At 44.0% G+C, this 23,933-nt stretch carries 20 protein-coding genes and 31 tRNA genes; 9 read left to right on the top strand and 42 right to left on the bottom strand.

The window, feature by feature from the left end:
• Window positions 1-37: 37 nt before the first annotated feature.
• Window positions 38-223, bottom strand: coding sequence for a DDE transposase family protein (locus RMX89_RS15020; protein ID WP_322671772.1), 186 nt, complete (start codon window positions 221-223; stop codon window positions 38-40).
• 135 nt (window positions 224-358) lie between these two features.
• Here RMX89_RS15020 and RMX89_RS15015 point away from each other — a divergent pair, with 135 nt between their 5' ends.
• Both RMX89_RS15015 and RMX89_RS15010 read left to right on the top strand, forming a co-directional pair.
• Window positions 359-496, top strand: coding sequence for a hypothetical protein (locus RMX89_RS15015; RefSeq protein ID WP_322671773.1), 138 nt, complete (start codon window positions 359-361; stop codon window positions 494-496).
• Complete coding sequence (locus tag RMX89_RS15010) at window positions 493-693, top strand: DUF6887 family protein (protein WP_322689459.1); 201 nt, start codon at window positions 493-495, stop codon at window positions 691-693. The genes RMX89_RS15015 and RMX89_RS15010 overlap by 4 nt, the downstream gene beginning before the upstream one ends.
• Before the next feature lie 82 nt (window positions 694-775).
• On the opposite strand, the gene RMX89_RS15005 is transcribed toward RMX89_RS15010, so the two are convergent.
• Both RMX89_RS15005 and RMX89_RS15000 read right to left on the bottom strand, forming a co-directional pair.
• Entirely contained in the window at window positions 776-2,503 is a 1,728-nt protein-coding gene (locus RMX89_RS15005) for a succinate dehydrogenase/fumarate reductase flavoprotein subunit (RefSeq protein WP_322689458.1), read from the bottom strand.
• A 240-nt stretch (window positions 2,504-2,743) separates the two neighbouring features.
• Window positions 2,744-3,061, bottom strand: a complete 318-nt coding sequence (locus tag RMX89_RS15000; protein WP_099102821.1) for a hypothetical protein — start codon at window positions 3,059-3,061, stop codon at window positions 2,744-2,746.
• 543 nt (window positions 3,062-3,604) lie between these two features.
• On the opposite strand from RMX89_RS15000, the gene RMX89_RS14995 reads away from it, so the two are divergent.
• Window positions 3,605-4,426, top strand: coding sequence for a hypothetical protein (locus tag RMX89_RS14995; RefSeq protein WP_322689457.1), 822 nt, complete (start codon window positions 3,605-3,607; stop codon window positions 4,424-4,426).
• A 132-nt stretch (window positions 4,427-4,558) separates the two neighbouring features.
• Here RMX89_RS14995 and RMX89_RS14990 read toward each other — a convergent pair whose 3' ends face one another.
• The 4 genes from RMX89_RS14990 to pds all read right to left on the bottom strand — a co-directional run bounded on the left by RMX89_RS14990 (window position 4,559) and on the right by pds (window position 8,647).
• Window positions 4,559-5,881 (bottom strand): ABC transporter substrate-binding protein, encoded by a 1,323-nt coding sequence (locus RMX89_RS14990; protein WP_322671777.1) that lies wholly within the window; start codon window positions 5,879-5,881, stop codon window positions 4,559-4,561.
• A gap of 192 nt (window positions 5,882-6,073) precedes the next feature.
• Window positions 6,074-6,165, bottom strand: a tRNA-Ser gene (locus RMX89_RS14985).
• 126 nt (window positions 6,166-6,291) lie between these two features.
• Window positions 6,292-7,224, bottom strand: coding sequence for a 15-cis-phytoene synthase CrtB (crtB, locus tag RMX89_RS14980; protein WP_322671778.1), 933 nt, complete (start codon window positions 7,222-7,224; stop codon window positions 6,292-6,294).
• Entirely contained in the window at window positions 7,208-8,647 is a 1,440-nt protein-coding gene (gene pds, locus RMX89_RS14975; RefSeq protein ID WP_322686345.1) for a 15-cis-phytoene desaturase, read from the bottom strand. The genes crtB and pds overlap by 17 nt, the downstream gene beginning before the upstream one ends.
• A 409-nt stretch (window positions 8,648-9,056) precedes the next feature.
• Here pds and RMX89_RS14970 point away from each other — a divergent pair, with 409 nt between their 5' ends.
• Window positions 9,057-10,145: a glycoside hydrolase family 3 protein gene (locus tag RMX89_RS14970; protein ID WP_322689456.1), complete on the top strand. Its 1,089-nt coding sequence runs from the start codon at window positions 9,057-9,059 to the stop codon at window positions 10,143-10,145.
• Window positions 10,146-10,246: 101 nt separating this feature from the next.
• Here the strand turns inward: RMX89_RS14970 and RMX89_RS14965 are convergent.
• From RMX89_RS14965 to RMX89_RS14825, 29 genes are all read right to left on the bottom strand, one after another.
• Window positions 10,247-10,317: transfer RNA gene (locus RMX89_RS14965), tRNA-Lys, on the bottom strand.
• Window positions 10,318-10,454: 137 nt separating this feature from the next.
• Window positions 10,455-10,537 (bottom strand) — tRNA-OTHER (locus RMX89_RS14960).
• Window positions 10,538-10,544: 7 nt separating this feature from the next.
• Window positions 10,545-10,618, bottom strand: a tRNA-His gene (locus RMX89_RS14955).
• A 6-nt stretch (window positions 10,619-10,624) separates the two neighbouring features.
• Window positions 10,625-10,698 (bottom strand) — tRNA-Ala (locus RMX89_RS14950).
• Window positions 10,699-10,750: 52 nt separating this feature from the next.
• Window positions 10,751-10,824 (bottom strand) — tRNA-Arg (locus tag RMX89_RS14945).
• Between the two features lie 6 nt (window positions 10,825-10,830).
• Window positions 10,831-10,906: transfer RNA gene (locus RMX89_RS14940), tRNA-Val, on the bottom strand.
• A gap of 5 nt (window positions 10,907-10,911) precedes the next feature.
• Window positions 10,912-10,983: transfer RNA gene (locus tag RMX89_RS14935), tRNA-Gly, on the bottom strand.
• 101 nt (window positions 10,984-11,084) lie between these two features.
• Window positions 11,085-11,157 (bottom strand) — tRNA-Thr (locus tag RMX89_RS14930).
• 7 nt (window positions 11,158-11,164) lie between these two features.
• Window positions 11,165-11,241: transfer RNA gene (locus tag RMX89_RS14925), tRNA-Met, on the bottom strand.
• Between the two features lie 10 nt (window positions 11,242-11,251).
• Window positions 11,252-11,324 (bottom strand) — tRNA-Leu (locus tag RMX89_RS14920).
• A 4-nt stretch (window positions 11,325-11,328) separates the two neighbouring features.
• A tRNA-Pro gene (locus tag RMX89_RS14915) sits at window positions 11,329-11,401 on the bottom strand.
• A 6-nt stretch (window positions 11,402-11,407) separates the two neighbouring features.
• Window positions 11,408-11,484: transfer RNA gene (locus tag RMX89_RS14910), tRNA-Leu, on the bottom strand.
• Between the two features lie 4 nt (window positions 11,485-11,488).
• Window positions 11,489-11,562 (bottom strand) — tRNA-Leu (locus RMX89_RS14905).
• Between the two features lie 3 nt (window positions 11,563-11,565).
• Window positions 11,566-11,638 (bottom strand) — tRNA-Pro (locus RMX89_RS14900).
• A 1-nt stretch (window position 11,639) separates the two neighbouring features.
• A tRNA-Leu gene (locus tag RMX89_RS14895) sits at window positions 11,640-11,717 on the bottom strand.
• Between the two features lie 6 nt (window positions 11,718-11,723).
• A tRNA-Leu gene (locus tag RMX89_RS14890) sits at window positions 11,724-11,801 on the bottom strand.
• Between the two features lie 6 nt (window positions 11,802-11,807).
• A tRNA-Gln gene (locus RMX89_RS14885) sits at window positions 11,808-11,883 on the bottom strand.
• Between the two features lie 3 nt (window positions 11,884-11,886).
• Window positions 11,887-11,959 (bottom strand) — tRNA-Gln (locus RMX89_RS14880).
• Between the two features lie 5 nt (window positions 11,960-11,964).
• Window positions 11,965-12,039 (bottom strand) — tRNA-Asn (locus tag RMX89_RS14875).
• 6 nt (window positions 12,040-12,045) lie between these two features.
• Window positions 12,046-12,120, bottom strand: a tRNA-Phe gene (locus tag RMX89_RS14870).
• 81 nt (window positions 12,121-12,201) lie between these two features.
• Window positions 12,202-12,276, bottom strand: a tRNA-Arg gene (locus tag RMX89_RS14865).
• A gap of 4 nt (window positions 12,277-12,280) precedes the next feature.
• A tRNA-Ser gene (locus RMX89_RS14860) sits at window positions 12,281-12,370 on the bottom strand.
• 4 nt (window positions 12,371-12,374) lie between these two features.
• A tRNA-Tyr gene (locus RMX89_RS14855) sits at window positions 12,375-12,457 on the bottom strand.
• Window positions 12,458-12,464: 7 nt separating this feature from the next.
• Window positions 12,465-12,536, bottom strand: a tRNA-Glu gene (locus tag RMX89_RS14850).
• A gap of 9 nt (window positions 12,537-12,545) precedes the next feature.
• Window positions 12,546-12,617 (bottom strand) — tRNA-Trp (locus RMX89_RS14845).
• 3 nt (window positions 12,618-12,620) lie between these two features.
• Window positions 12,621-12,696 (bottom strand) — tRNA-Met (locus RMX89_RS14840).
• A 4-nt stretch (window positions 12,697-12,700) separates the two neighbouring features.
• A tRNA-Cys gene (locus RMX89_RS14835) sits at window positions 12,701-12,773 on the bottom strand.
• 3 nt (window positions 12,774-12,776) lie between these two features.
• Window positions 12,777-12,853: transfer RNA gene (locus RMX89_RS14830), tRNA-Glu, on the bottom strand.
• Between the two features lie 4 nt (window positions 12,854-12,857).
• Window positions 12,858-12,931: transfer RNA gene (locus tag RMX89_RS14825), tRNA-Asp, on the bottom strand.
• Between the two features lie 497 nt (window positions 12,932-13,428).
• Between RMX89_RS14825 and RMX89_RS14820 the strand changes: the two genes are divergently transcribed.
• Complete coding sequence (locus RMX89_RS14820) at window positions 13,429-14,274, top strand: polysaccharide deacetylase family protein (protein ID WP_322689455.1); 846 nt, start codon at window positions 13,429-13,431, stop codon at window positions 14,272-14,274.
• Between the two features lie 181 nt (window positions 14,275-14,455).
• Here RMX89_RS14820 and RMX89_RS14815 read toward each other — a convergent pair whose 3' ends face one another.
• The 3 genes from RMX89_RS14815 to RMX89_RS14805 all read right to left on the bottom strand — a co-directional run bounded on the left by RMX89_RS14815 (window position 14,456) and on the right by RMX89_RS14805 (window position 15,734).
• Window positions 14,456-14,845, bottom strand: coding sequence for an alr0857 family protein (locus RMX89_RS14815; RefSeq protein WP_322671782.1), 390 nt, complete (start codon window positions 14,843-14,845; stop codon window positions 14,456-14,458).
• A gap of 16 nt (window positions 14,846-14,861) precedes the next feature.
• The gene (locus tag RMX89_RS14810; protein WP_322689471.1) at window positions 14,862-15,368 is read right to left on the bottom strand and encodes an HNH endonuclease; all 507 of its coding nucleotides are present in this window, start codon (window positions 15,366-15,368) and stop codon (window positions 14,862-14,864) included.
• A 114-nt stretch (window positions 15,369-15,482) separates the two neighbouring features.
• Entirely contained in the window at window positions 15,483-15,734 is a 252-nt protein-coding gene (locus RMX89_RS14805; RefSeq protein ID WP_322689454.1) for a hypothetical protein, read from the bottom strand.
• 71 nt (window positions 15,735-15,805) lie between these two features.
• On the opposite strand from RMX89_RS14805, the gene RMX89_RS14800 reads away from it, so the two are divergent.
• From RMX89_RS14800 to RMX89_RS14790, 3 genes are all read left to right on the top strand, one after another.
• Window positions 15,806-16,141 (top strand): hypothetical protein, encoded by a 336-nt coding sequence (locus RMX89_RS14800; protein WP_094347436.1) that lies wholly within the window; start codon window positions 15,806-15,808, stop codon window positions 16,139-16,141.
• Between the two features lie 858 nt (window positions 16,142-16,999).
• A complete protein-coding gene (locus RMX89_RS14795; protein ID WP_322689453.1) occupies window positions 17,000-19,018 on the top strand; it encodes a GAF domain-containing sensor histidine kinase in 2,019 nt (672 codons plus the stop codon).
• Between the two features lie 8 nt (window positions 19,019-19,026).
• Entirely contained in the window at window positions 19,027-19,614 is a 588-nt protein-coding gene (locus tag RMX89_RS14790) for an SRPBCC family protein (protein ID WP_322686349.1), read from the top strand.
• Window positions 19,615-19,707: 93 nt separating this feature from the next.
• Here the strand turns inward: RMX89_RS14790 and RMX89_RS14785 are convergent.
• Window positions 19,708-19,780: transfer RNA gene (locus RMX89_RS14785), tRNA-Glu, on the bottom strand.
• A 326-nt stretch (window positions 19,781-20,106) separates the two neighbouring features.
• Between RMX89_RS14785 and RMX89_RS14780 the strand changes: the two genes are divergently transcribed.
• Window positions 20,107-22,026 (top strand): cation:proton antiporter, encoded by a 1,920-nt coding sequence (locus RMX89_RS14780; protein ID WP_322671786.1) that lies wholly within the window; start codon window positions 20,107-20,109, stop codon window positions 22,024-22,026.
• A 156-nt stretch (window positions 22,027-22,182) separates the two neighbouring features.
• On the opposite strand, the gene RMX89_RS14775 is transcribed toward RMX89_RS14780, so the two are convergent.
• Together RMX89_RS14775 and RMX89_RS14770 are read right to left on the bottom strand one after the other, a co-directional pair.
• Window positions 22,183-22,815 carry a cytochrome b N-terminal domain-containing protein gene (locus RMX89_RS14775; RefSeq protein WP_322671787.1) on the bottom strand — a complete coding sequence of 211 codons (633 nt, stop codon included), beginning with the start codon at window positions 22,813-22,815 and terminating at the stop codon, window positions 22,183-22,185.
• A 100-nt stretch (window positions 22,816-22,915) separates the two neighbouring features.
• Window positions 22,916-23,611, bottom strand: a complete 696-nt coding sequence (locus RMX89_RS14770) for a lipase (protein ID WP_322671788.1) — start codon at window positions 23,609-23,611, stop codon at window positions 22,916-22,918.
• Between the last annotated feature and the right edge of the window lie 322 nt (window positions 23,612-23,933).

The following is a 23,933-nucleotide window of genomic DNA, read 5'->3' as shown; positions in this document are numbered from 1 at the left end:
GAATAAAGTCCATCACTGTCAACTTCTAACTACTAACTTAAACTGGTTTGCATTTTCCAGCCCTAATAAGTCCGACACGTCGAGCGATCGCTTCTTCTTGCGAACTAAAAGGCCCCCACTGTTCTATAATTTCTAGATTATCATCGCCAAGTTGGTCGCTGGAGATAATTTCACAGTTTCCAGCAGAACGCTTGACAATGTACCAAGTTTGTGAATTGCTCATATTTTAAATAAAAATCTTGTTTTTATAGTAAGAATTTTATGCCATACAGAAAATATCTTCGCACTTGCTGAATCTGGGATTTAGCAAATGTAATCGTATAATTAGTTTTTTTCGGATCAATAATATCTTAGATGCTTGAGGGTAGTTTCTGTAGCTAACTCTACACTCAAAAGATTTTCTCTGTTAATTCGCTATCTTTTGGGCTTTATATTAGCTGGGCAAAATGAAGAAATAGAGCTAGAAATTACACCAGATGGTAGTACAGAACCATGAATAAGGTAAACTATGCAGCAATGAGCGACCAAGAGCTAAAAAGTTACTTTATCACCCACAAGGATGATAAGGAAGCCTTTTATGCTTACATGGATAGACGAAAATCTCGTCATCGTGATGCTGCAATACAATTAAACGATCCGGCTTGGGAAGAAAAGATAATAGCTGTGATTCAGAAACAATTAGGTTCTGATTGATAACTTAATAATTTCATATTTTTAATCGAGGTGAACAAAATTTTTGTAATCACCTCGATTTCTCATATAAATTTACCTTTGGCTAATACTTCCGCTCTTTTGGCTCAAACATATTAATCGCTACCGGTCGATATTGAATATCAATTCCTGCTGGTGAATAGTAAGCCATTGTGTGTTTGAGAAAGTTCGTATCATCTCGCTGGGAATAATCTTCGCGGAAATGAGCGCCACGACTTTCTTGGCGATTTAGGGCTGATGCCAAAATGGTCTGCCCTACTACCATCAAACTTCTCAATTCCAAAGCTTCCACGAGTTCCGTATTCCAGCAACTACCTTTGTCATCTAAATAAATTTGCGGGTATTTTTGTTGTATTTCTTCTAATTTCTGCAAGCCTTCAGTCATTAATGCCTCAGTGCGGAAAACACCGCAGTACTCAGTCATACAATCCTGAAAAGCTTCACGGACTTGGTTAATGCGGTACTGTCCTGGTTGTTCTAGCAAAGCTTGAATTTGTTGCTGGGCTTCTGTTAGATACCGTTGCTCATCTACAGAAGGTAACTTCCGTTTTTGCACAAATTTGGCGATCGCAGCCCCAGTTCTTTTACCATAAACTACACATTCCAATAGTGAATTACTCCCCAAACGATTCGCCCCATGTACGGAAACACAAGATGTTTCACCCGCAGCAAAGAAAGCGTCAACTAAACCATCACCACTACTGCGAACTTGACCATCGATGTTCACTGGGATACCACCCATACAATAGTGAATTGTCGGACGGACTGGCATCGGTTGAGTTACTGCGTCAACACCTACTAAACGATGGGCTTCTTCCCAGCAGAAGGGAACGCGACTCATAATTTTTTCTTTGCCTAGATGGCGCAGATCCAGATAGACAAAGGGGCCGCCAGCACTTCCATTGAGATGAATACCACGTCCGGCGCGAATTTCGTAAGCGATCGCTCGTGAGGTAATATCACGAGGAGCTAGTTCCATCCGACTAGGGGCATAGTTCGCCATAAAGCGATCGCCTTCACTGTTAATCAGATACGCCCCTTCACCCCGTACTGCTTCCGAAATCAGCACCCCTACTGGATATAAACCAGTGGGATGAAACTGCACAAATTCCATATCTTCGAGGGGCAAACCTGCGATCGCAGTCATTGCCAAACCATCACCCGAAGAAGCGTAATCATTAGAGGTAGTGTTATAAACGCGACCATAGCCTCCTGTGGCAAACATCACCGCCTTAGCCCGCACCACCTCTATATGTCCATCCAAAAGATGGAACATGACCACACCCTTAGCCTCATTTTCTTCCAAAATGAGACGCATCACGTACCACTCTTCATAAACTTGCACCCCATAACGCCGCAAATTGTTAACCAATTCGTGCAAAATCGCATGACCGGTTTTGTCAGCAGCGTAACAAGTGCGGTTGTGAGAATGTCCGCCAAAAGCCCTTTGGGCAATGCGCCCATCGGGTAAGCGAGAGAACAAAACGCCGAGATGTTCCAAGTCAATCACCACATCCGGCGCTTCTTGGGCGAGAATCGCTACAGCGTCTTGGTCTGCCAAGTAATCAGAACCCTTGACAGTATCAAAGGCGTGTGCTTCCCAACTATCTTCGGAATCAACATTTTTCAGCGATGCAGCCATACCACCTTGAGCCGCCACCGAGTGAGAACGAATTGGGTGGGTTTTGGCAACCACAGCAATATTTAAACTAGGGTCAGTGCGGGCAATTTCTACAGCAGCGCGACATCCTGCCAATCCGCCCCCGACAATAATCACATCGTGTTCCAGCATAATTAGCCCCCTGATTGCAAACCACTGCTGTTCTATTGTAGAGACGTGATTAATCAGCTAGTGGGTTGTAACAGTAGCATCTCTACAAAAAAATTCCCTGCTTCTATACAGGGAGGTTGTAACAAATTTTGAAATTAGGAGTGAAAAGTTAAAAACAAAGAGTTATGGCACAGATAGAGTGGCTCATAACTCCTGTACAGACGCAATTAATCGCGTCTCTACTCATAACTCCTAACTATGTTAGCTAGTTGCTTGTACAGGTTGTTGCTGAGAGACATTACCTGGTATGGGTTCCATTTTGGTTCCTGGCCCTACAGGACTGACTTCAATATGATTTAACAAGGTAGTGACAAACGCGAACAACAAGAAAGGTAGCGATAGCAGAACAACGAGACCCGCTGTTGCTAAAGCGTACACGGGCCGCTTGGCACCCATTAACGCCAAGGCTGATGCCAAACTTAGGGTAATTGTAATCAACCAAACAATTATTTGACCGTAGATATCACCGAAAGTCAGGGTACAGACAAACCGGTACTTTTGAATATTATTTTCGCTCATCACATTTGCCTCAAGTCTCTCCTAATAGGTTCTACGTTAGAACTATGTTTGCCTTGTAGGCAATTTCTAAATATTTTTGCAAGCTTTGTAATATCACTTCACAATCTAACTGCCTTTGGTGATAAGGCAGTTATACTAACAAACTTCTTTCTTTCATGGAACAGATGGCAATCGCGTTGGCGCAGCCCGCCGTAGGCATCGCCTCCTTAATAAACACTATCTTGATTTTAAGCAAAAAGACTATTTGTCATCTATCAAATTCAGGATATTTCAAATAAATATATCAATTCTATTTAATTTGTGAAAATTACAACCCACAAATCCATGATTTTGTAAAAGTTGTTGGGTATCCTGTTTTTCGCGAGTGATTCAGGATTACTATAAAATTTAATTTTTTGCTAGTAAATATTAACTAGAGAAATCAAGGAAATTCAGGATGTAAAACCGATTTTTTGATGTTAAATTTTGAATATTGCCCGAATTTGTTGATTTAAATCAACAAAAACCTTTATTTTTCGTGGCAACATTGTTTTAGGAGTGAACGTGAATACTATTTTTCTTCGTAAAGGTGTTTTTTGGTTGCCAAGTTTAGCTACTCTTGCATTCGTGAGTAGCGGTTTATCTGCAAGCGCCCAGACAGTAAACAAGTTGAGCAATCAGCCATTAACTGAACCTTCCGCAACCGTAGCGTCTCCCAACGAGTTTAGCCAAAACCTCTCTACAGAAACAACTGAAACTTTTACAGTCACAAATTTAACTAAGGTAGAGCAATCGCCTAACGCTGCGATACAGAAAAACGCTAGTTTAACACCTACACCTGTTCCAGGTACAGTGGCGACCTCATCTGCAACGCTAACCTCTGAACCTGTACAACCGACTTCTCAAACTCCTGCTCAACCATCTGCTACCAAAGTGGCGCAATCAGATATTGATTTAGGTAGAACTACCAGTGGTGGTAGTAGCTATCTGGGCGTCGCTGCTAACATTGGTTTGAGTGGTGGTGACACGTCTTTGGGCGACGGTAACTTTGCGGTAGTTAGCAAAATCGGACTGACAAATTCTATATCAATACGACCCTCAGCCATATTTGGGGATAACACCACAGTTCTACTTCCGATCACCTACGATTTTACCTTTAAACCAGCAGATGCTTTTAGCGAACCATTAGCGATCGCACCTTACGTCGGAGTAGGTGCAGCTTACAAAACTGGTGATGATTCGCAATTTGCCTTTTTGGTATCTGGTGGGATAGATGTGCCTCTAACTTCTCAATTTACGGCAACAGCTGCTATCAATGCCGGATTCTTCGATCAAACTGATGTGGGCTTGTTATTAGGAGTTGGTTACAACTTCAGTGGGCTTTAAAAGTTAAGAGTTAGGAGTTATGAGTTAGAAGTTAAGAGTTCGTAATGTTTCACTTATAACTCATAACTCTTCACTCCTAACTCCTAATTCTTCACTCTTCACTCTTCACTCTTCACTCTTCACTCCTAACTTCTACTTAGGGGTAACTTTGTCAATCACCTTAATTGTGCCATCGTCTCCTACTGTCCAAACATCGTATACACCTACGACATCGCCGTTAGCATCAACATCTACGTTACCGCTAGCTCCTTGGTAGTTAATCTTTTTACCATCTTTAAGTAACTTTAGTCCCTCGCAGACATCAGTAACTTCTGTGCCAGGGCCATCAGCAACTTCCCGAATTTTGCTGGCTATACCAACGCCTGTATTTTCCTTAGCCGCTTGCGCCGCCAATGTTAATAAAGCAGCTGCATCCCAGGCTTGAGGAGCGTATTCCCCTGGCGCACCACCTTTTTTATCCTTCCACAGTTTGTTGAAAGCTTCTAGTGCTTTACCATCGGAACCCGGTACTGTACCGATCGCTCCAGTTAAAATATATTTACCATCATCGCCCTTGCCAACTTGTTCGGGAAAAGTAGGTGATTTTACCCCATCTGTCAGCAGAATCTGTACTCCCTTCGCCACACCTTGCTGATAGGCGGCTTTCAAGAACAGACTACCAGTTTCCGCATACATTACAGCTAGGACTGCATCTGGCTTCCCAGCAAAAGCAGCAGCCGCTTCTGTATCAAATGTCTGGGCTTTTGGATCGTAGCGGACAGGCTTATCTTTATTAACTATAGTTCCACCCAATTTTTCAAAAGTTTGCACGAATGCTTTTTCAAACCCTACGCCATAATCGTTATTAATCACGACTGTAGAAACTCGCTTGAAACCTTTTTTGTTAGCAAGTTGGGCTAAGGCTAGTGCTTGGTAGGTATCGGGGGGAGCTGTACGTGCCCAAAAGCCTTTATAGTCGCCTTTTTGTGCCTTTTCGGTAAACACGGTACTGGTACTACCAGGAGAAACCAGCATGACTTTATTCGGTGTGGCAATGGAGACTGCTGCACTAGAAACGCTACTGGCAAAGGAGCCAACGACACCTGCAACTTTATCTAAAGTTGCTAGTTTGGTCATACCGGCAGCTCCAGCTTTCGGGTCGGTTTGGTCATCTACTTGCACTAAAGTAACAGGTTCGCCATTTACCCCACCGCAAGCGTTGACCGTATCGACCAGTAAAGGTATAGAACCTAACATTTGCTGTCCTACAGAAGCCAAGTCGCCTGTCGTCGGTAACAGGGAACCAATTTTTAGTCCTTTAGCACTGCTTGTAGTAGTTGAGTTTGCCGCTGGAGTTGCGGTACTTCCGTTGTTAGCTGTGCCGTTGGGGTTACTGTTATCACCACAAGCCCCAAGTAGAAACCCAGCCGCAAGGGTAGCTATACTTAAACTTAAGGCGGCACTAATTTTTCTCATAAATTACTTTCACTCCTCAAAACACTTAGGAGCCTAAAAATAAAATCCAAACTAGATTTGTAACTTAGCTGGATCTTATCAAGATTCCAAAAGATAGATCATATCATCTATCTTTAGGAGTAGAAATATTTACGCCGATATTAGTATTTCTTTTTTACACAGAATATACTCTGTGTATCAAAAGCTGAAAAACGGAGAGGGAGGGATTCGAACCCTCGGTACGGAGTTGCCTGCCGTACAACAGATTAGCAATCTGCCGCTTTCGACCACTCAGCCACCTCTCCTGACTCACGAATATCAATGTTACCAGACTTGCTCTTAAGAGTCAATAGTCATTTGTCATTGGTCATTCGTCGTTGGTTATCTATAAAACACTGATGACTAAAGACTAGGGACAAATGACTAATTTTTTAAAGGACTTGCGATCGCATCCAAGCTATGGGCAAGGTGCGTAACTTTTTCCACTGGGGAACGAAAGCCCGCTGACTGAATACATCGTAATCGTTGCCTTCAATCGCCTCCAAAATTTGACCGTACAGCATTGATGCTGCCCATACAGGCCAACGGGCATCGGATGCTAAATAAGTAATTCCCTGGTCGGACGTGGTGTAAAATTGACGGGCACGGTCAATTTGAAAGCGCATCAATGCCCGCCAACGCTCATCTACCACACCTTTGAAGAAGTCTTGCTCGGTATAGTTGAATTTTGCCAAGTCTTCTAGGGGAATGTAAATCCGTCCGCGTTTGGCATCTTCTCCCACATCCCGCAAGATGTTAGTGAGTTGATTGGCAATTCCGAGAGCGATCGCTTCTTCTATGGGAATATAAGGTTGTTTGTTCTGTTGCCACGGTGCTGCATATATGGTGTTATCCACACCCATAACTGATGTTGACATTAAGCCAACAGTGCCAGCAACGCGGTAACAGTAGAGGTATAAATCCTCAAAGGTTTCATAACGACTGCGATATAAGTCCATGCGCTGACCGGCAATCATATCCCGAAATGGCTGAATGTCCATCGGAAAGCGCTGGAGGGTATCAACTAAAGCTACATCGTAATTTTCTAATGGACGCCCCGCAAAAATCGATTCCAGCTGCTGTTCCCATAGGTCTAGGGTTTCTGGCGTGGTAATAGCAGATGCGGGGCCATCCACCAATTCATCTGTACGGCGACACCAAGCGTAAATTGACCAAATAGATTGACGTTTTACCGGACTCATCAGCAAAGTACCCAGGTAAAAAGTCTTGGCATACTTTGCTGTGAGATGCCGACAAAGTTTGTATGACTCGTCTACAGAGACCAGCGTTTTCATGCGCGGCGGGGAATCAGGCAGTTGCAGCATTCGTTGCGGGCGGTCGGGTGAGCGTTTGCAGGTTTGAGGAATTTGCTACCGGGAGGGCCTCAGAAATCGCCTGCGCTGTCAGCTTACCAGAAAGTACGGCACCTTCCATACTGGCTAAGTAGCGTTGCATGGTGTAATCCCCTGAGAGATAGAAGTTACTAATGGGGGTTGTTTGCGAGGGACGGTACTGTTGACGACCAGGGGTCGCTTTGTAAACTGAACGGGGCGTTTTCACCACATGAGATTTCAGCAATGTTGCTGGATTGTCTCCCCCAAAGTGGTCGGGGAAGAGTTTTTCTAACTCGGCAATAGTTGCAGCCACAATCTCCTCATCGGATTTGGCAATCCAATCTTTTGCCGGGGCTAGAACTAATTCCAGCATCGAGCGTTCGGGGTTGGCGTATTCACGGCAGGTATTGCTCATATCAGCATAAACGCTTAGGAGGGGCGATCGCGAGAATAGCAAGTGATCAATTTGCGTAAGTTTACGATCGAACCACAAATGCACGTTAATCACAGGTACGCCTTCCAACCCGTCTAGCTTTTGGAAAAACTCCATTTCTTTCCAAGGTGCTGGCAAAATCACCTTCAGAGGGTCAACCGGCATGGCAGATACATACAAATCTGCCGTGAAAACTTCATCTTCGTCTCCATTCAACCCCCGCATCAAGTAACCTTTGACGCTACCATCGGCGTTTAGCAAAATCTCTTTTAAAGGGGCATTCAAACGGACTTCTCCACCGCGTTCGGTGATGTAATCCACTAGAGGCTGACACAATCGTTCTGTTGGCGAACCATCCAGAAAGGCCATTTTCGAGCCTTTTTTTTCCTGGAGGAAACGATTGAGGGCAGTTAAAAGAATGGTTGCCGAAATTTCATCTGGCCCGATGAAGTTCAGCGACTTGGCCATAGCAATAAAAACTTCTTTATTGACCCGTTCTGGTATGTTGTGTTTACGCAGCCAATCTGTCCAGGAATATTTGTCCATTTCTTCAACGTACTTTTGCCCCTGAATCATGGCCGGCAATAATCCGATGCCAAAGCGGATTTTTTCTGGCCATGTCAGCATGTCGTTGTTTCGCAGAATCGCCACTATACCATTAATTGGTGCTGGCAAATCTGGGAAATCAAAGCGGCTGTAAGTACCTGGTGCATCCGGCTGGTTGAAGATCATTGTGTGTTCTTTCCACTGCAATCGATCTTCAATGTCCAGTTCTTTGAATAACTGCAACATATTCGGATATGCGCCAAAAAAGATGTGCAGACCTGTTTCGTACCAGTCTCCATCAGCATCTTTCCACGCGGCCACTTTACCGCCTAGAACGTTTCGACGTTCCAAGACAATGGGTGTGTGACCTGCGTCTGTAAGATATTTCGCGCAGGAAAGTCCTGCTAGTCCCGCTCCCGCGATCGCTACTCGCATGTAACCCTACTGCTCTTCAATATTTCTTAACCGTTTTATCGTTTTCATTATACGTTGCAATCCGTTACATTTGGCAGTTATTGTGCGATCGCTTCCCCAAAAAACTTTTGCCAAAGGGAATTTTACCTATGCGCACCTGTCCAAACAAATTGCCAATACCATTGTTGGCAATAGCTTTGCGGCGTGCACTTTATCTATATTTACATGCAAGTGATTTAGAGAAACAAAAGTATTTCCTTTGACTGAAAATAGCTAATTTTAAAAGTTGTCCTCAAGTAGTTGATTTCTTGGCTAATTTGTGTATTTGCTATTAAGAAATATCAGGGGCATTACTTAAAGAAAACTTTCCTCTCTCTATAAGGGTGTAGGATAAATGTTTATGTTCTCTAGGTTGAACAGGTAAAAGATTATGGCTGTATCGCAGGAGCTAAGGCGCTTTGGACATCACTTAATTTTAGGTATTTCCGGCACTACATTAAGCGATGACGATAAACGCGCACTCAATGAATTAAAACCGATAGGGGCGATCTTTTTTGCTAAGAACTTTTTGGATGGCACCCCATATCAGGTTTGGCTGGAAAGCTTCAAGGATTTGAATAACCAGATACGAGAATATACTGAACGTGATTCCATGTTCCTCACTCTCGATCATGAAGGAGGTCGTGTAATTCGTACACCATCGCCAATTACCCGCTTTCCTCACGCTTTTTTGCTGCGATCGCACGCTTATGAAGTAGCAAAAGCCACAGCAATAGAACTAAAATCACTGGGAATAAATTTATCTTGGGCACCTGTAGCAGATATTTTTTCCCATCCCGACAACCCCGTGATTGGGCCTCGCGCCTTTGGTAACACTCCTGAAACTGCCACTCAAGGTGCGCGTGACTATTACCTTGGACTTCGAGATTCCGGAATTTTGGGATGTGCCAAACACTTTCCCGGACATGGAGACACCAGTAAAGACTCTCACATTGAGCTACCAATACTGAATTTAACTCTAGAAGACCTGCGACTTCGAGAACTTATACCTTTCAAAGCCTTAATCGAAGTACAAATTCCTTTGATTATGACTGTCCATATCTTATTTCCCAAGATAGATCCTGATGTGCCAGCAACCCTTTCCCAGCCTATCCTCAAAACCATACTTAGACAGGAACTTGGCTTTGAGGGAGTGGTTGTATCTGATGATTTGGATATGAAAGCGATCTCAGATATGTTTATGAAAACTGGTACTGTGGCGCGGTCATTTAATGCAGGCTGCGATCTGTTTATTGTGTCGCGTAATATTAATTCATCATCTATTGAAAGAACTTATCGAATTGCTGAAGATTTTGCTGATTCGCTCAGTAACGGTAGCTTAGATGAAGCAGTCGTAGAAGCAGCCAGAGAAAGAATTGAAAAACTACTGGCAGTAACACCGCAATATCCCGTACATACTTTGGATAAAGATGTATTATTGCAACATACTCAACTAGCGATCGCTAGTTGCTATTCATAACCCAAGTACATTCAAGTTGCATGTTAGCGATTGCCAAAAGGCTAACTAAAGATTGCATTTCTTAATTTTGAATTTTAAATTTTAAATTTTTAATTGTTTAGTGGGTGGTATAGGGGTCGAACCTATTTCTGCGGGTTAAAAGCCCGCTGCACAGCCGGTATGCCAACCACCCTAGTTAATTTGAAAAAGAAATGAGCAAGTGCGATTTGTAATACCAACATTAGATATAAATCCACCAGGGAGGTACTGCCCCTCCTATTTCTGTGTTATCAGCACAGCGCCTCGCTTTTCGGCTCCAGGTGGAAAAAGAGGAAGATGGAGGAATCGAACCCCTACAGTTGCCCATACCCTGGTTTTCAAGACCAGTTGCCGTCCATTCAGCGGCATCTTCCATTCAAGGGTGTCTGACGGGGCTTGAACCCGCTTTGACTGGTTCCACAAACCAGCGCCTCGACCACTTTGGCTTCAGACACCATCAGTGGAATCAATGGGAATTGAACCCATAACCTCCTGCTTGCAAGGCAGGTGCTCTAGCCATTTGAGCTATGACCCCATAAAAATTCAAAATTCAAAATTCAAAATTCAAAATTAAAGACATTTTCAAGCGGGAGTGGTAGGACTTGAACCCACAACTTTCGAGGTAGAAGCTCGAAGCTCTATTCCATTGAGCTACACTCCCAAGATTTGGTAGTCCTGGCAGGATTTGAACCTGCAACCTCTTGCTTGTAAGGCACTTGCTCTACCGTTGAAGCTACAGGACTACGCAAGCGAGTGGAGGGACTTGAACCCACGCGCTGAGTATGGCGCACTCAGATGCTACCGATTACATCACACCCGCAAGTTCGAGCGGACGGCGAGATTTGTAGCTTGCTTCCCGCAGGGTACTCGCACGAAGACGGTGGAAACGTCTCATGCTGCCGTTACATCACACCCGCATCAAGCTGGTAACAGGAATTGAACCTGCAACCTACTGATTACAAGTCAGTTGCTCTGCCAATTGAGCTACACCAGCACTGTTTTGGTGACGGGGGCAGGAGTTGAACCTGCCGATGTTCAGGTTATGAGCCTGACGAGCCACCGTTGCTCTATCCCCGCATATTCACCAATACCCCTGACTGGATTTGAACCAGCAACCTCTTCGTTCTAAGCGAAGCGCCTCTTCCGTTGGGCTACAAGGGCGAAGTCTGAGTGGTAGGGATTGAACCTACGACCTGGAGTTCCCGAAACTCCCGCGCTCCCAACTGCGCCACACCCAGATATTTTGGTACTCTCGACAGGATTTGAACCTGCAAAAAACTAGATCCTCGGTCTAGTGCGTCTTCCGTTCCGCCACGATAGCTTAGTGCCCCTGACAGGATTTGAACCTGCAAAATCTGGACTCTGATTCCAGCACGTATGCCAGTTCCGTCACAGAGGCATATCGGGATGGCAGGATTTGAACCTGCGACTCCATGCTCCCAAAGCATGGCTTCTGGCCACTGAATTACATCCCGTTGGTACTCCTGGTGGGAGTCGAACCCACAACGAAACAGATTTTAAGTCTGCCACCTCTTCCAATTGGGCTACAGGAGCAAATTTTGGTACTCTTGGTGGGAATCGAACCCACAACTATACCGTTTTTGAGACGGCAGCCTCTTCCAGTTGGGCTACAAGAGCAGAGTTTGGCAGCCCCACCAGGACTCGAACCTGGAATCTTCGCCTTCAAAGGGCGCTATGTTGCCAATTACACCACAGGGCTTTATTGCCAGGGCAGGGTTTGAACCTGCAACCTCATCGTTCAGAGCGATGCGACTTACCAATTCGTCCACCCGGCAATGAATGGCTGCCTCAGTAGGACTCGAACCTACAACCACGCGGTTAACAGCCGCTTGCTCTACCATTGAGCTATGAGGCAACGAAGCCCCCCAGGTCGGAATCGAACCGACGACCTCCTGTTCTTCAGACAGGCGCTAACTACCAACTGAGCTACCGAGGGATAAGAAGGAGAGATAGGTTTTACCCATTGGACTGGTTTAATTCAACTCGAATCAGCCACTCCATCATCTCTCCCATGTAACGAGAGTGGAGGGATTTGAACCCTCACGTCTTCAGTTTCGTAGACTGAGATGTTATCCAGTTACACCACACTCTCAAAACGGAGAGAACAGGATTTGAACCTGCAACGGATATTAACTACCCGTTTCCTCTTAGCAGGAGGACGCTTTGAGCCACTCAGCCACCTCTCCACAGTGGGTCGAGCAGGATTTGAACCTGCGTGCAAATAAGAACAGTTTTACAGACTGTTGCCTTCAACCAGACTCGGCCACCGACCCATAATGATTCCCCTGACGGGACTTGAACCCGCAATTTCTGCTTTGAAAGAACAGCGACTTAACCATTCGTCCACAGGGGCATGATTGACGCAGGGACTAGGATTTGAACCCAGAACATCGGATTTGGAGTCACGAGGTGTTGCCGTTACACCATCCCTGCATTTGGTGGCAGCAGCGGGATTTGCACCCGCATATACCAGGGTATGAACCTGGGGCTTTGCTGATTAAGCTACGCTGCGACAGAGGTCAAGGCGGGATTTGAACCCGCGCTAATCGGTTTTGCAGACCAACGCCTTACCAACTTGGCTACCTGACCATTTGGGAGTCCCGACGAGATTCGCACTCGCAATCTTCAGCTTGAGAAACTGACGGCTTAAACTATTCGCCTACAGGACTGCAACCAGGGTGACGGGACTTGAACCCGCAACATTTCCGCAGACAACGGAACGCTCTAGCCAGTTGAGCTACACCCCGATTTTTGAGAATCTGTGCCTAAAATTTTAGGTTTTTAGGCACAGATTTTGTTGGTGAACTTGCCCATTTCTTATTTAGTTTTCAAGGTTCAGAAAATTGACTTTTTACTGTTAGGAAAACAACCGAAACTCTAGGTAGCAAGCCTGTTGTGTATTACGGATGTATTCAGTGGTTTTGATGAGTGCAAACTTAGAACTTTTTTCGTTTATTGCCTCTACTTCCGATGGTTTGCAAGTAGCAGCTTTGTTATTTGGAGACTTTGGTTTATTCCAACGCCTGTCCTTTAGTTGGATGTAGAACATAAATTTGACTTTTGAGAAGCTTTGTCTTTCGCCTCACTACAAACATACTACAAAATACTACAAGAGGTGTCAAGGGGTTTCAGAAAGTTTTTTTGAAATTGTCTATAAAAGCTGCTGCACTTATATTTGAGCTTGCTAAACCCTCTGAAAAATCAAACTACAGCTTATGATTGGGTGAATCTTTAAAAGCCTGACGTGACAGACAACTCCTTCAAGCGACAACAGATAATTAGTATTGTCGCGATCGCCTCTAGTATTACAGCTTGTAGTATTGCCCCAGGTATCTCCCCACAATTGGGGTTGAACCAGCCACTAAGCAAAATCCATACTGCACTTCAAGATCCAGCAAAGGGCAAAATTAATGCCCAATTACCGCCATCAGCCAAAGTAGAAAACCCTACCTTTACAGTCCCAGCTAAATTTCAGGGAAAAACTGTTTATAAGGTGCAACCCAGCAACAATGAAAAGGTTATTGCTCTCAGCATTGATGATGGGCCTTGGCCAAAGACAACCCTAGAAATGCTGGATATCTTGAAGCAAAATGATGTTAAAGCCACATTCTTTTGGGTAGGACAAGCTTTACAAGCAAATCCAGACTTAGCCAAGCGTGAAGTAGCCGAGGGACACGCCATTGGCAACCATACTTGGCATCATTGGTATCGGCGAATGGATGAAGCCACAGCTAAAAGTGAAATCGATCGCACAGCGGATCTGATATACAAAATTACAGGAGTCAAAACTTCTCTGTTTCGTCCTCCTGGAGGCTTCTTAAATAATGGACTAGCTGCTTACGCCAAAAGCCAGAAAGATACTGTCATTATGTGGTCGCTAACTTCCGCTGATACCGATCCTCATGCCAAACCGCAGGCATTTGTAAATAATGTCCTCAAAGGCGCGAAACCTGGTTTTATTGTTTTAATGCATGATGGTGGTGGCGATCGCCAAAGAACTGTAGAAGCTTTGCCACAAATCATCAGCGGACTCAAACAGCAAGGTTACCGATTTGTGACAATTCCTGAACTACTAAAAATGACGCAATAAAGGGTGAGAAATTCTCCTCACCTGATTTTAGATTTTAAATTTGGGATTTTGGATTGAGTAATCCGAAATCCCAAAATGTTTGTTCTCGCAGGTCTCCAAGAGTTACCCCCGAATTTCAACGTGAGAACAAATCTAAAATCTAAAATCCAAAATCCAAAATTGAGTCACCCGACTATTTGGTTTATTCGCTCATGACAGAAGCACAAGATTGAGCTTCCTGCCAAAGTTTGTGCAAAAAGAACTCAGCGCGATCGCTCATAGTGGTGACAAACACACCGACAGAATCCTTAGAACTAGCTGATAGCCAAGAACCCCGCAGGGTGACTTCCATATATTCGGCATCGCACGCACAGAGGGCAATGATTTCTCTGTCATCTCTTTTTACCTCAGCCCTGAGTACTTCTACTCCTGGTAAATCAACAGGAAGCAAAAAGGAAGCGGTACTGGGTTCAATGCACAAACTTTGCCCAACTCGCAGGGCTAAAATCACTCGTTGCGCTACCCATTCTTCTAGCGACAGAGTGACACATTCCAAATCAAAACTGCTTTCAGTGTAAGTTAATTTCAGCATTCCTTATGCTCTCCTGTTATTCCAGGTTTGCTTGCATATCTATCCAAAACTGTTCAGCAAAAGAAATCGCGGGGTGGATTGGCGCTTTTGGTTTGGTACGCAGTTGCATACCAGCTTCAAACAGGGTGCGATCGCCTTTACGGGAGTTACATCTTTCACAAGCTGCGACTACGTTATCCCAAGTGTGAGAACCGCCTTTAGAACGTGGCATCACATGATCTAGCGTTAGATGTTTGCTGCTGCCACAATATTGGCAACTGTGATGGTCTCGTCGCAATACTTCCCGCCGATTCACTGGCGGAACTTTCCACATCCGCTCATTAGAAGTGATTGTCAAGCGAATATGTTTTGGCACATCAATTACCAAACTGGGTGAGTGAACTTGCCATCCGCTTTCTGTGGTAAAACCCAACGGTTGCGCCTTGTTGGTTACTAACAGCACAATCGCCCGCTTGATATTGACCCGACATAGTGGCAAGTAATTTTGAGAAAACACCACCACAGATTGCTCTAACACTTGCATTGCGTTCGCGCCGCGCATGGGAGATATCGTCACAGCTTAACTCCTTATAAAAAAACCCCCGCTTCAAGTTTTCGGTGAAGCGGGGGTTAGAATTGACCGGAAAATTTTCTGGTCTCATATCGGTACAGGATTCCTTTGCCTGTACCCCCCGCTTTTTTGATCTAGTTGTGGTTTTGCAATTAGTGCACTAATGGCTACATACTTATAATCATCATTACCTTCTGTGATTTGCCCATGATTTCGGCTACCATCGCCCATAAATAAATACTCCACTTCCATAGCAGTTGATTCCCAATTGGTTCGGCAATTGGTGGCACACAAAATTGAAGTAGAGATGGGGTAGATTGATTTCACAGAAAATTTCACCTATTGAACATTCCTTTAAACATACTACACTTGTATTACTATCCTGTCTATACCTTTAAGGAGAAAAACTGATGCATACGATCGCTCGCACCCCAACCACCGATATGGAAGTTACCAGCATTCGCCTAGAACGGGAACTCAAAGATAAACTCAAAGAAATAGCTGGGAATCAGGGATATCAAGCTCTGATCCGAGATATCCTTTGGAATTATGTCCAGCAAAAATCAGGTGAGTGGAAGCCTCGATTTTCGCGATCCGACATTCGAGCTAGCATAGCTGCCACAGCTCAGCAAGAAGAACGCTGTGTGCTTACAGGTCAACTAATTCAACCCCAAGAACCGATGTTGTTAGGACTAACGAGGAATGGCGATATGGTTCCTCTGAGTGTCGAGAGCTTGGCTGGATAAACTTCGTCTATTTTGAAACCTGGTGTGGGGAGGGCATCTAGCCCGCCCTACCAGCAGGGAGTACAAAATGCTGTTACTACTTTAAAAAATATAGTTCTGAAAATAGATGTAGTTTTTTATATTCAGACGAATGCAGCCTAGTTATTTTTACTAATAACTGGGCTGCATTCACCATTTAGCCAGAACAGCTGCAACCTCTAGCGAGCAAGAATTTATTTATATTTAAGCTCTACTCAAAATTTCTGCCATAAGTTGGGAACAAGACGCTTATGAACTCGCTACCATAGTTACGCTATCAGTGTAGATCGGGTCTGAACACGAGTGCGTCTCGTTGATGCAGCCTTTTTTAGAGAAGAGAAGCCTACACTGCAAGAACAAGCTCCTCGTGCCTCCTTTACTTTTGTTGATATTTTACTGAGAGTTACGGAGATCGAGGAGTAGCTTGTTAAACCTACTAGTTTTTTCAAGAAATGTAATAAAGCTTTATAAACCAAGTTACGTAATTTTACGCGCTTAAAAGGGGAATTTTGCTGTAATTCCAGAGAAATTACGGTTTATGTATACTTACAGACAGGATAAAGTTAGTAAATTATTTCCAGACAGTGCAGTTAAAAATAAGCTAACTTAAGCATTTATAGGATATTTTGAGTATTTTATTACTTATGTTCCAATGTAGCAATTTGCTTGATGTGGTGGAAATTTGGCCATCTGATATAGAAAAGGGCTATAACAGGTGAGAGAAAGTATTCACACAAAATTTGTCAATTATCAGGGTATAGCAACACAACTAACGGTGAAGAATATGCCAAGAGGTTGGGTGCAAGAACAATGGGGTTACTATCCGAGGGCGTGCCAGAAATGAAAAAGCCTTTATCATCGCTGCCACATTACGTAGATGACATAGATCGACTACAACCTTATCAAGTCAAGCTGATGCAGCATCAGGAAGAACCTGCCCGCGAGTTGGTACAAAAGATTAACCAAATCATTGCTAATAACTCTGCTACGGCTTTGATGCTGCAAGAGATTGCCCAATTGCTAGGAGTTGCTTTTCAAGTGGATTGCTGCTGCTTGGTTTCTGTGGCGGGTGAGACCTCAGACGAAACAACTACGACTAATTGGTGTGCTGATGAGTATCTAGGGTTGCCACACCCAGAAGAAATGTTTTCGATGGAACAGTTGCTTATGCACTCGCCAGTGCTACAATGTGCTGCCCAACCATTGACTATTGAAGACATTTCCATAATTCAAAATAGTCTGGTAGTTGGGTGTCAATATTTACCACTACCGATAAAAGCGGTTTTGGCAATTCCGACTCGGTTTGGTGGCAATAATAATGGAGTGATTAATCTGATTAAATTCCAACCTTATGAATGGAGTGAATCAGAAAAACAATTGCTCAAAGAAGTGGAGTCGGCTTGCGCGATCGCTTTTTCTGGAGTGGCACAAGCTCAACAAATTACTCATCAAGAGCAGTCCCTGCAAAAAAGCAAGCACCATCAAAGCTTGATCAAGCAATTAACCATATTGAGTCGTAGCAACTTGGAGCTAAATCAAATGCTTCAGTTAGTTATCGCCTCAACAGCCGAATCTCTACAGGCAGATCGGGGTTTGCTCATCTTACTAAAATATACAGATCCACTATTTAAGACTCAAGCTAAAAAACAAATCCCCAAAGCGAAAGCTAGTGTAATCGCCCAATGGGCTAGAGAAACACAAAATTCTAGCATTAGTAAACTAGACACCTTAACTGAGTCTTTCTTGATTTCAGACTGTGGTTTATGCCAGCGTGCCTTCATGGATTCTGGAAAACCAGTAATCTTCGATGACTATACAGATCAAAACGATACCTTAACAGCTGCTCCATTATTTGCGATAGAGAAATTGCCTGCGGTACTTTTAGTGGCATTGGAAAGTCAAGGTAAAATTTTAGGCTTCTTGGTGCTACAGCAAGCTGTGATTCGCAATTGGCAACCAGAAGAATTAAATCTTGTGGAAATGGTTTGCGCTCAAATGAGTAACGCCATCATTCAGTCACAGACATTGCGTCAAGTGCAAACTTTGGTAGACGATCGGACGGCGAAACTCCAGAGTAGTATAGAACTCCAAGCGAAATTGCATGAAAGAACCCGGCAGTATGTCGAGCAGCTGCGGAAACTTAATGAACTCAAAGATGAATTTTTGAGTAATATGAGCGATCGCCTACGCTATCCTTTGACAAATATGCTGATGTCAATAAAAAACTTGCGTTTGCCAGGAATAGCGCCAGAGCGTCAGGGTAGATATCTAGATATTCTTGAGCAGGAATGTTCAAAAGAAATCAACTTGATTAATGACTTGTTGACACTCCAAAAGCTAGAATCGCCTCACGAAGCCCCACAATTAGAATCTATAGATTTAAATACTAGAATTCAGGATATAGCAGCATCTTTTGAGAAAAAACTTGGCGAAAAAGGATTAAAAATTTCTATAGATTTGCCGGAGGAATCGCTCAAACTGCAAACTGAACTGGAGAGTTTTGACCGTATCCTGCAAGAATTATTAACTAATGCCTGTAAATATTCAGAGTCTGATACAATAGTTCGCCTTGAAGCGTCTCACCGAGTCGATCAGCAAATCGATCAAGTTATCATGAAGGTGACGAATACAGGACGTGCCATCTCTGAAGAAGAAGCGACCTACATCTTTGATAAGTTCCGCCGTGGAAAAGGTCGCTGGACTCCAGGGACTGGCTTGGGACTTGCTTTAGTCAAGTCTTTAGTGCAGCATTTAGATGGAGCGATCGCTGTTGAAAGTCTGCCAATTTCGGATTCTGAACAGAGCGAAATTTGCTTCACCTTGACTCTGCCCCAATTTTCTGACGAAAGCAAACCATAATTCTGAAAGTGACTAAAAAACAGAACACAACAGAGAACCCTGATTTGCAGTCTTCTACTGATGACATTAACCTAGAAGAGGATTTGCTTGCTCAGGTAGAAGTTCAAATTGAGAAAATAGCAGAGCGGCAGCGGCAAATCAGCGCTAAAGTCCAAATTCCCCATCCAGTGGAGCAAATCTGGAAGGTTTTGACAAATTATGAAGCCTTACCAGACTTCCTCCCCAACCTGGCCAAGAGTTGTTTAATCGAGCATCCCGATGGTGGAATTCGACTGGAGCAAGTAGGCTCCCAACGCTTACTGAATTTCAACTTTTGTGCGCGGGTAGTTCTAGATTTGGAAGAATGCTTCCCTAAAACAATTAATTTCCGCATGGTAGAGGGAGATTTTAAAGGCTTTTCTGGTAGCTGGTGCTTAGAGCCTTATTCTTTCGGTGAGTCTTTAGGAACAAATCTGTCCTACACAATTCAAGTTTGGCCTAAACTCACTATGCCAGTTGGAATTATTGAAAATCGCCTGAGCAAAGATTTGCGGTTAAATCTTTTGGCTATTCACCAACGTGTAGAAGAACTAGCCAGTAAAGAACCGTATGCATAACAACAATAAACCATCATTCAGATGTATTCCTGAATGATGGTTTTTATTGCTAAATTTCAAATAAAAAAGCTTTTGCTTTTTATTGTTTTTAAGTACCCCCAGGGGAATTCGAATCCCCGTTACCTCCGTGAAAGGGAGGTGTCCTAGGCCTCTAGACGATGGGGGCATCGGACTCAGACCTTTTATAAGTTAACCAATTTCCTTGCCGTTGTCAACAGGTTTTGCCAAAAAAAGTTTGTGGCAGCTAAACTGGGTGGAAGCAAAAGCTTGAAGAAGATACAAAGATATGGAGACAGATAAAAAAGTTCGTAGATGCTTCTGCGGTCAGCCGCAGGGTGTGTCAGCATTGGGCGCCGGGAATTTCGGAGCATACACATCTCTAAAAAACACTGAAGACAGCAAGGAACAAAGGGTATGATGTTGTACCCTGTAGAGTTAATATCTACGGTTTTTTACAAGAGATTTTGAAATAAATCGCTCAAAATCTACAATATGGAAGCATCTTTTGAAATCACCATACAGATGGCGATCGCTGTCTTTGCAGGCATTAGCGCCCAAGTGCTGGCTGCATACCTTCGTGTACCCAGCATCGTCTTGTTATTGCTGTTGGGCATTTTGTTTGGCTCTGATGGCATAGGGCTTTTGCATCCCCATTCACTAGGCACTGGACTGGAAGTTATAGTTGCCCTCGCAACGGCAATCATTTTGTTTGAAGGCGGACTTAACTTGGATCTGCGTGAGTTAGGTAGAGTTTCAGTCAGCTTACAATTGCTCGTCACTCAAGGAACGCTAATCACCCTGCTTGGCGGGAGTATGGCTGCTCACTGGCTGGGTGAATTTCCCTGGAACATAGCTTTTCTCTATGCTTCCATAGTCGTGGTGACAGGGCCAACCGTCGTTGGGCCATTGCTCAAACAAATCAATGTAGATCGACAAGTGGCAACACTTTTGGAAGGAGAAGGGGTTTTAATTGACCCTGTAGGGGCTATCCTCGCCTTCGTTGTCCTCGATACGATTTTGAACGGCGATGCTGACCCGATTAATGCGATCGTTGGTTTACTGATGCGTCTGGGTGTGGGAGCAGCAATTGGTGGTGCTGGCGGTTATCTGATGAGTTTGATTTTCAAACGCGCCAGTTTTCTGTCATTTGAGCTAAAAAACTTAGTGGTGTTGGCGATACTTTGGAGCTTGTTTACCTTATCGCAGATGATCCGCAGTGAATCGGGAGTCATGACAACAGTAGTTGCAGGAGCAGTCTTTGCTAACTCCTCAGTCCCGGAAGAACGTCTGTTACGCAGCTTTAAAGGTCAGCTGACAATTCTCAGCGTCTCGGTGCTATTTATCTTATTAGCTGCTGACCTATCCATCGCCAGTGTGTTTGCTTTAGGTTGGGGTAGTTTATTCACCGTTTTGGTACTAATGTTTGTCGTTCGCCCGATCAATATTCTCTTGTGTACCTGGAACAGTGACCTCAACTGGCGACAAAAACTGTTTTTAAGCTGGGTTGCTCCGAGAGGAATTGTTGCTGCCTCTGTAGCTTCTTTTTTTGCGATTTCACTGACACAGCGCGGCATTAACGGCGGTGATTCCATCAAAGCTTTAGTATTCCTGACAATTATCATGACTGTTGTGTGCCAAGGGCTAACAGCTGGCTGGGTTGCCAAATGGCTGCAAATCACTTCCAAGGACGTAACTGGGGCAGTGATTGTGGGTTGTAATCCCTTGAGTCTTCTGATTGCCCGCTTCTTTCAAGAACGGGGGGAAAACGTGGTGATGATTGATACTGACCCCGAATGTCTTGTACAAGCCGAGGCGCAAAATCTCCGGGTTATTGCCAGTAGTGCTCTAGATGCTGCGGTTTTAGAAGAGGCCGGACTTGCCTCTATAGGTACCTTTTTGGCTATGACAAGTAATGGCGAGGTGAATTTTGTTTTGGCTCAACGAGCAGCTGAGGAGTTTAAACCCCCACGCGTCTTAGCTGTTTTTCCCCGCGATCCGCAAGCGAGTACCTCGACTAGTAATAAAGTTAATCAAGCTTTTATTCCAGACTTAGCAATTAAAACTTGGAATGAATATTTGAATGATGGACGAGTGAAGTTAGGGACAACTACGCTAGATGAGTTGGAGTTTTCGACTCAATACGATCGCATCCAAGAAAAGATTCGGACTGGGGATTTGATACCGCTATTGGTAGAACGAGCAGAACGCTTACAAGTAATGCCAGCAAACCAAGATTGGGAAATTGGCGATCGCATTATTTATCTATTGCATGACCCCAGACCTAGCCTTTTAAAACGCTTATCTGGTGCCACCCAATCCACTCCCCTCTCTCTAGAAAAGTTACCAGAGGTTGAAGACCTATCCCTTGCTCAATTATCTCAACTTTCTACTAGTGAGGCTTCTGGGGGATGAGGGGATTGGGGCAGAGGGGCAGGGGAGCGGGGGAGCAGAGGAGCAGGGGAAGTAAGGGGACAAGGGGGACAAGGGGAAATTATTGAACAAGTCTCCCCCATTTACCTTGTCTCTTCCTTATACCCACTGCCCCTTTTACTCTTCTTTGACTCTTTATTAGCCTTGAGAAGGAATAAATTCGCTTTCTGGTTTTGGCGCTTCTTGATACATTTGCCATTCCTGCCAGAGTAAAGCAGACAAATGTACTATGGCGAGAATTAGCGTCGTTACCGAAATCAGATAACTGTGGATTGTGTAAAGGTGTTCGACGGTAATTGTGTTAATGGCTCCACCACCAGTCAGGATTTCGCGCAGTTGCCCACCAATCAAAGGAATGGCTTCGATGGTTCCTAGCTCAATGCTAAAACGCCAGTACCCTTCCTGAGTCCAATCTAAAATCATTGCTGTCCAATCCAGCCCGATCGCACTTAGGGTTAACAAAATCACACTAATCCAAGCAGCCAGCCAACTCTTGCGAAATTGCCGACCTAAAAACATCACTACAATTTGAATTAGAGCGATCGCAATTACCGCGTTACCAGCAATATCATGCGCTCTCCAAAACAACCAACCGTATGGCAGTTGTGTATTAATCATCTTTAAGGAGTTATAAGCTCCGCCTGCTGTCGGTTCATAGTAAAAAGAAAGCAAAATTCCGGTAGAGATATAAATTAAACACAGAGTCAAAATCACGACTGATAATATCGTCGCTATTCTTCGCAAAATCTTATCGAACTGGGTGCTTTGCATAGCTCACCCCTCCTGTTCTTAACTAAGTATTTATTCTTATTACGATTTTAGCTAAGAAATTTTAATAGTTTTTACTTTTCTTATATAAAAATAAAGTTTTTTAAATCAAATACTGTACCCAAGCTTTTAAGGCTTCTGGTGAGCCATACCAAATCCCAGGACTTCTGGGAGAATGCTTGACACCTTCAATCACCAGATTTTCCGCCCCCTGCAAATGAGCAGCTTCAATGGGCGTAATCCCATCTCCCCAAGTGTTACCCTTACCACAGGTTAATTGGTAACTACTGTAAGCTAACCAACTACCAGGCCGCCTTTTCCCAAAGATACTTTTGCCAGCCACACAAACGTAACGAACGTTTTTGTAAAAAGCTCCAGGGTAGTTATTGGTAACAAAATCCAGATTGGAGCGTGTCCAGCGTTCTTGGCTAATATGGGGTGTACCCAAGGTGACGAAAGTAGCAACCAAGGGATGCCCTTGCCAGAGAAATGGTTTGACATCACCGCGCGCTAAATAAGGCTTTTCTCCCATATAAATGCGGGATATCCAACCTCCGGCTGAATGACCAATTAAGTTAATTTGAGTAGCATTATGTTCACGTAATATATGCTTGATTGTGTAATCGAGATGTTGCAGAATCAGTATTACAGGTGTTACTCCCAAAGTGGGGAGCCAGTCACGCCGTCGCAGTGGGACTGTAACCGTGGGAAAATTCAACTGCTGTAAAGATTGTTCTAGTTGGCGATAAGCGATCGCACTTTCTAGATATCCAGGCAAAATAACTGTCGGTAACGGCATTTTAAATTTTGGATGCAATAATTGAGGGTTTGAACTTTTTTGACGAAGAAGTAGTCATATTCAAGAGCTAGAATTGCGATCGCCTGACTCACTCCTTGAAGAAAAAAGCAATAGCCTTGGTGACATTTAAGGCTAAAATGTCAATAAAATTGTACAATTTGCAACAGTTTGAGGAGCTGCTGATGTGGTAGTATTCTTAAATAGGGCCCAGTCTCGGACAAACACATGTGTCATCTGTTACAGAAGTGTAGTTGACTGAAAAACAGTTGAAAAAACAAGGTCACTTCGGCAGATGTTTTGATGTATTCAAACTTGTGCATTT

Origin of the sequence: Nostoc sp. DedSLP04 (genome assembly GCF_034530775.1) — a bacterium.
GTDB lineage: Bacteria > Cyanobacteriota > Cyanobacteriia > Cyanobacteriales > Nostocaceae > Nostoc.
This window is presented reverse-complemented; position numbering and strand designations above follow the sequence as displayed.

Coding starts and splice junctions, on each gene's coding strand:
- crtB (WP_322671778.1), bottom strand. CDS start 7,224: ATGCTGCAACTGCCTGATTCCCCGCCGCGCATGAAAACGCTGGTCTCT.
- RMX89_RS14775 (WP_322671787.1), bottom strand. CDS start 22,815: ATGCAAAGCACCCAGTTCGATAAGATTTTGCGAAGAATAGCGACGATA.
- RMX89_RS14795 (WP_322689453.1), top strand. CDS start 17,000: ATGAAAAAGCCTTTATCATCGCTGCCACATTACGTAGATGACATAGAT.
- RMX89_RS14815 (WP_322671782.1), bottom strand. CDS start 14,845: ATGCTGAAATTAACTTACACTGAAAGCAGTTTTGATTTGGAATGTGTC.
- RMX89_RS14970 (WP_322689456.1), top strand. CDS start 9,057: ATGGCTGTATCGCAGGAGCTAAGGCGCTTTGGACATCACTTAATTTTA.
- RMX89_RS14780 (WP_322671786.1), top strand. CDS start 20,107: ATGGAAGCATCTTTTGAAATCACCATACAGATGGCGATCGCTGTCTTT.
- RMX89_RS15000 (WP_099102821.1), bottom strand. CDS start 3,061: ATGAGCGAAAATAATATTCAAAAGTACCGGTTTGTCTGTACCCTGACT.
- RMX89_RS14990 (WP_322671777.1), bottom strand. CDS start 5,881: ATGAGAAAAATTAGTGCCGCCTTAAGTTTAAGTATAGCTACCCTTGCG.
- RMX89_RS14770 (WP_322671788.1), bottom strand. CDS start 23,611: ATGCCGTTACCGACAGTTATTTTGCCTGGATATCTAGAAAGTGCGATC.
- RMX89_RS14810 (WP_322689471.1), bottom strand. CDS start 15,368: ATGCAAGTGTTAGAGCAATCTGTGGTGGTGTTTTCTCAAAATTACTTG.
- pds (WP_322686345.1), bottom strand. CDS start 8,647: ATGCGAGTAGCGATCGCGGGAGCGGGACTAGCAGGACTTTCCTGCGCG.
- RMX89_RS15005 (WP_322689458.1), bottom strand. CDS start 2,503: ATGCTGGAACACGATGTGATTATTGTCGGGGGCGGATTGGCAGGATGT.
- RMX89_RS15010 (WP_322689459.1), top strand. CDS start 493: ATGAATAAGGTAAACTATGCAGCAATGAGCGACCAAGAGCTAAAAAGT.
- RMX89_RS15020 (WP_322671772.1), bottom strand. CDS start 223: ATGAGCAATTCACAAACTTGGTACATTGTCAAGCGTTCTGCTGGAAAC.
- RMX89_RS14800 (WP_094347436.1), top strand. CDS start 15,806: ATGCATACGATCGCTCGCACCCCAACCACCGATATGGAAGTTACCAGC.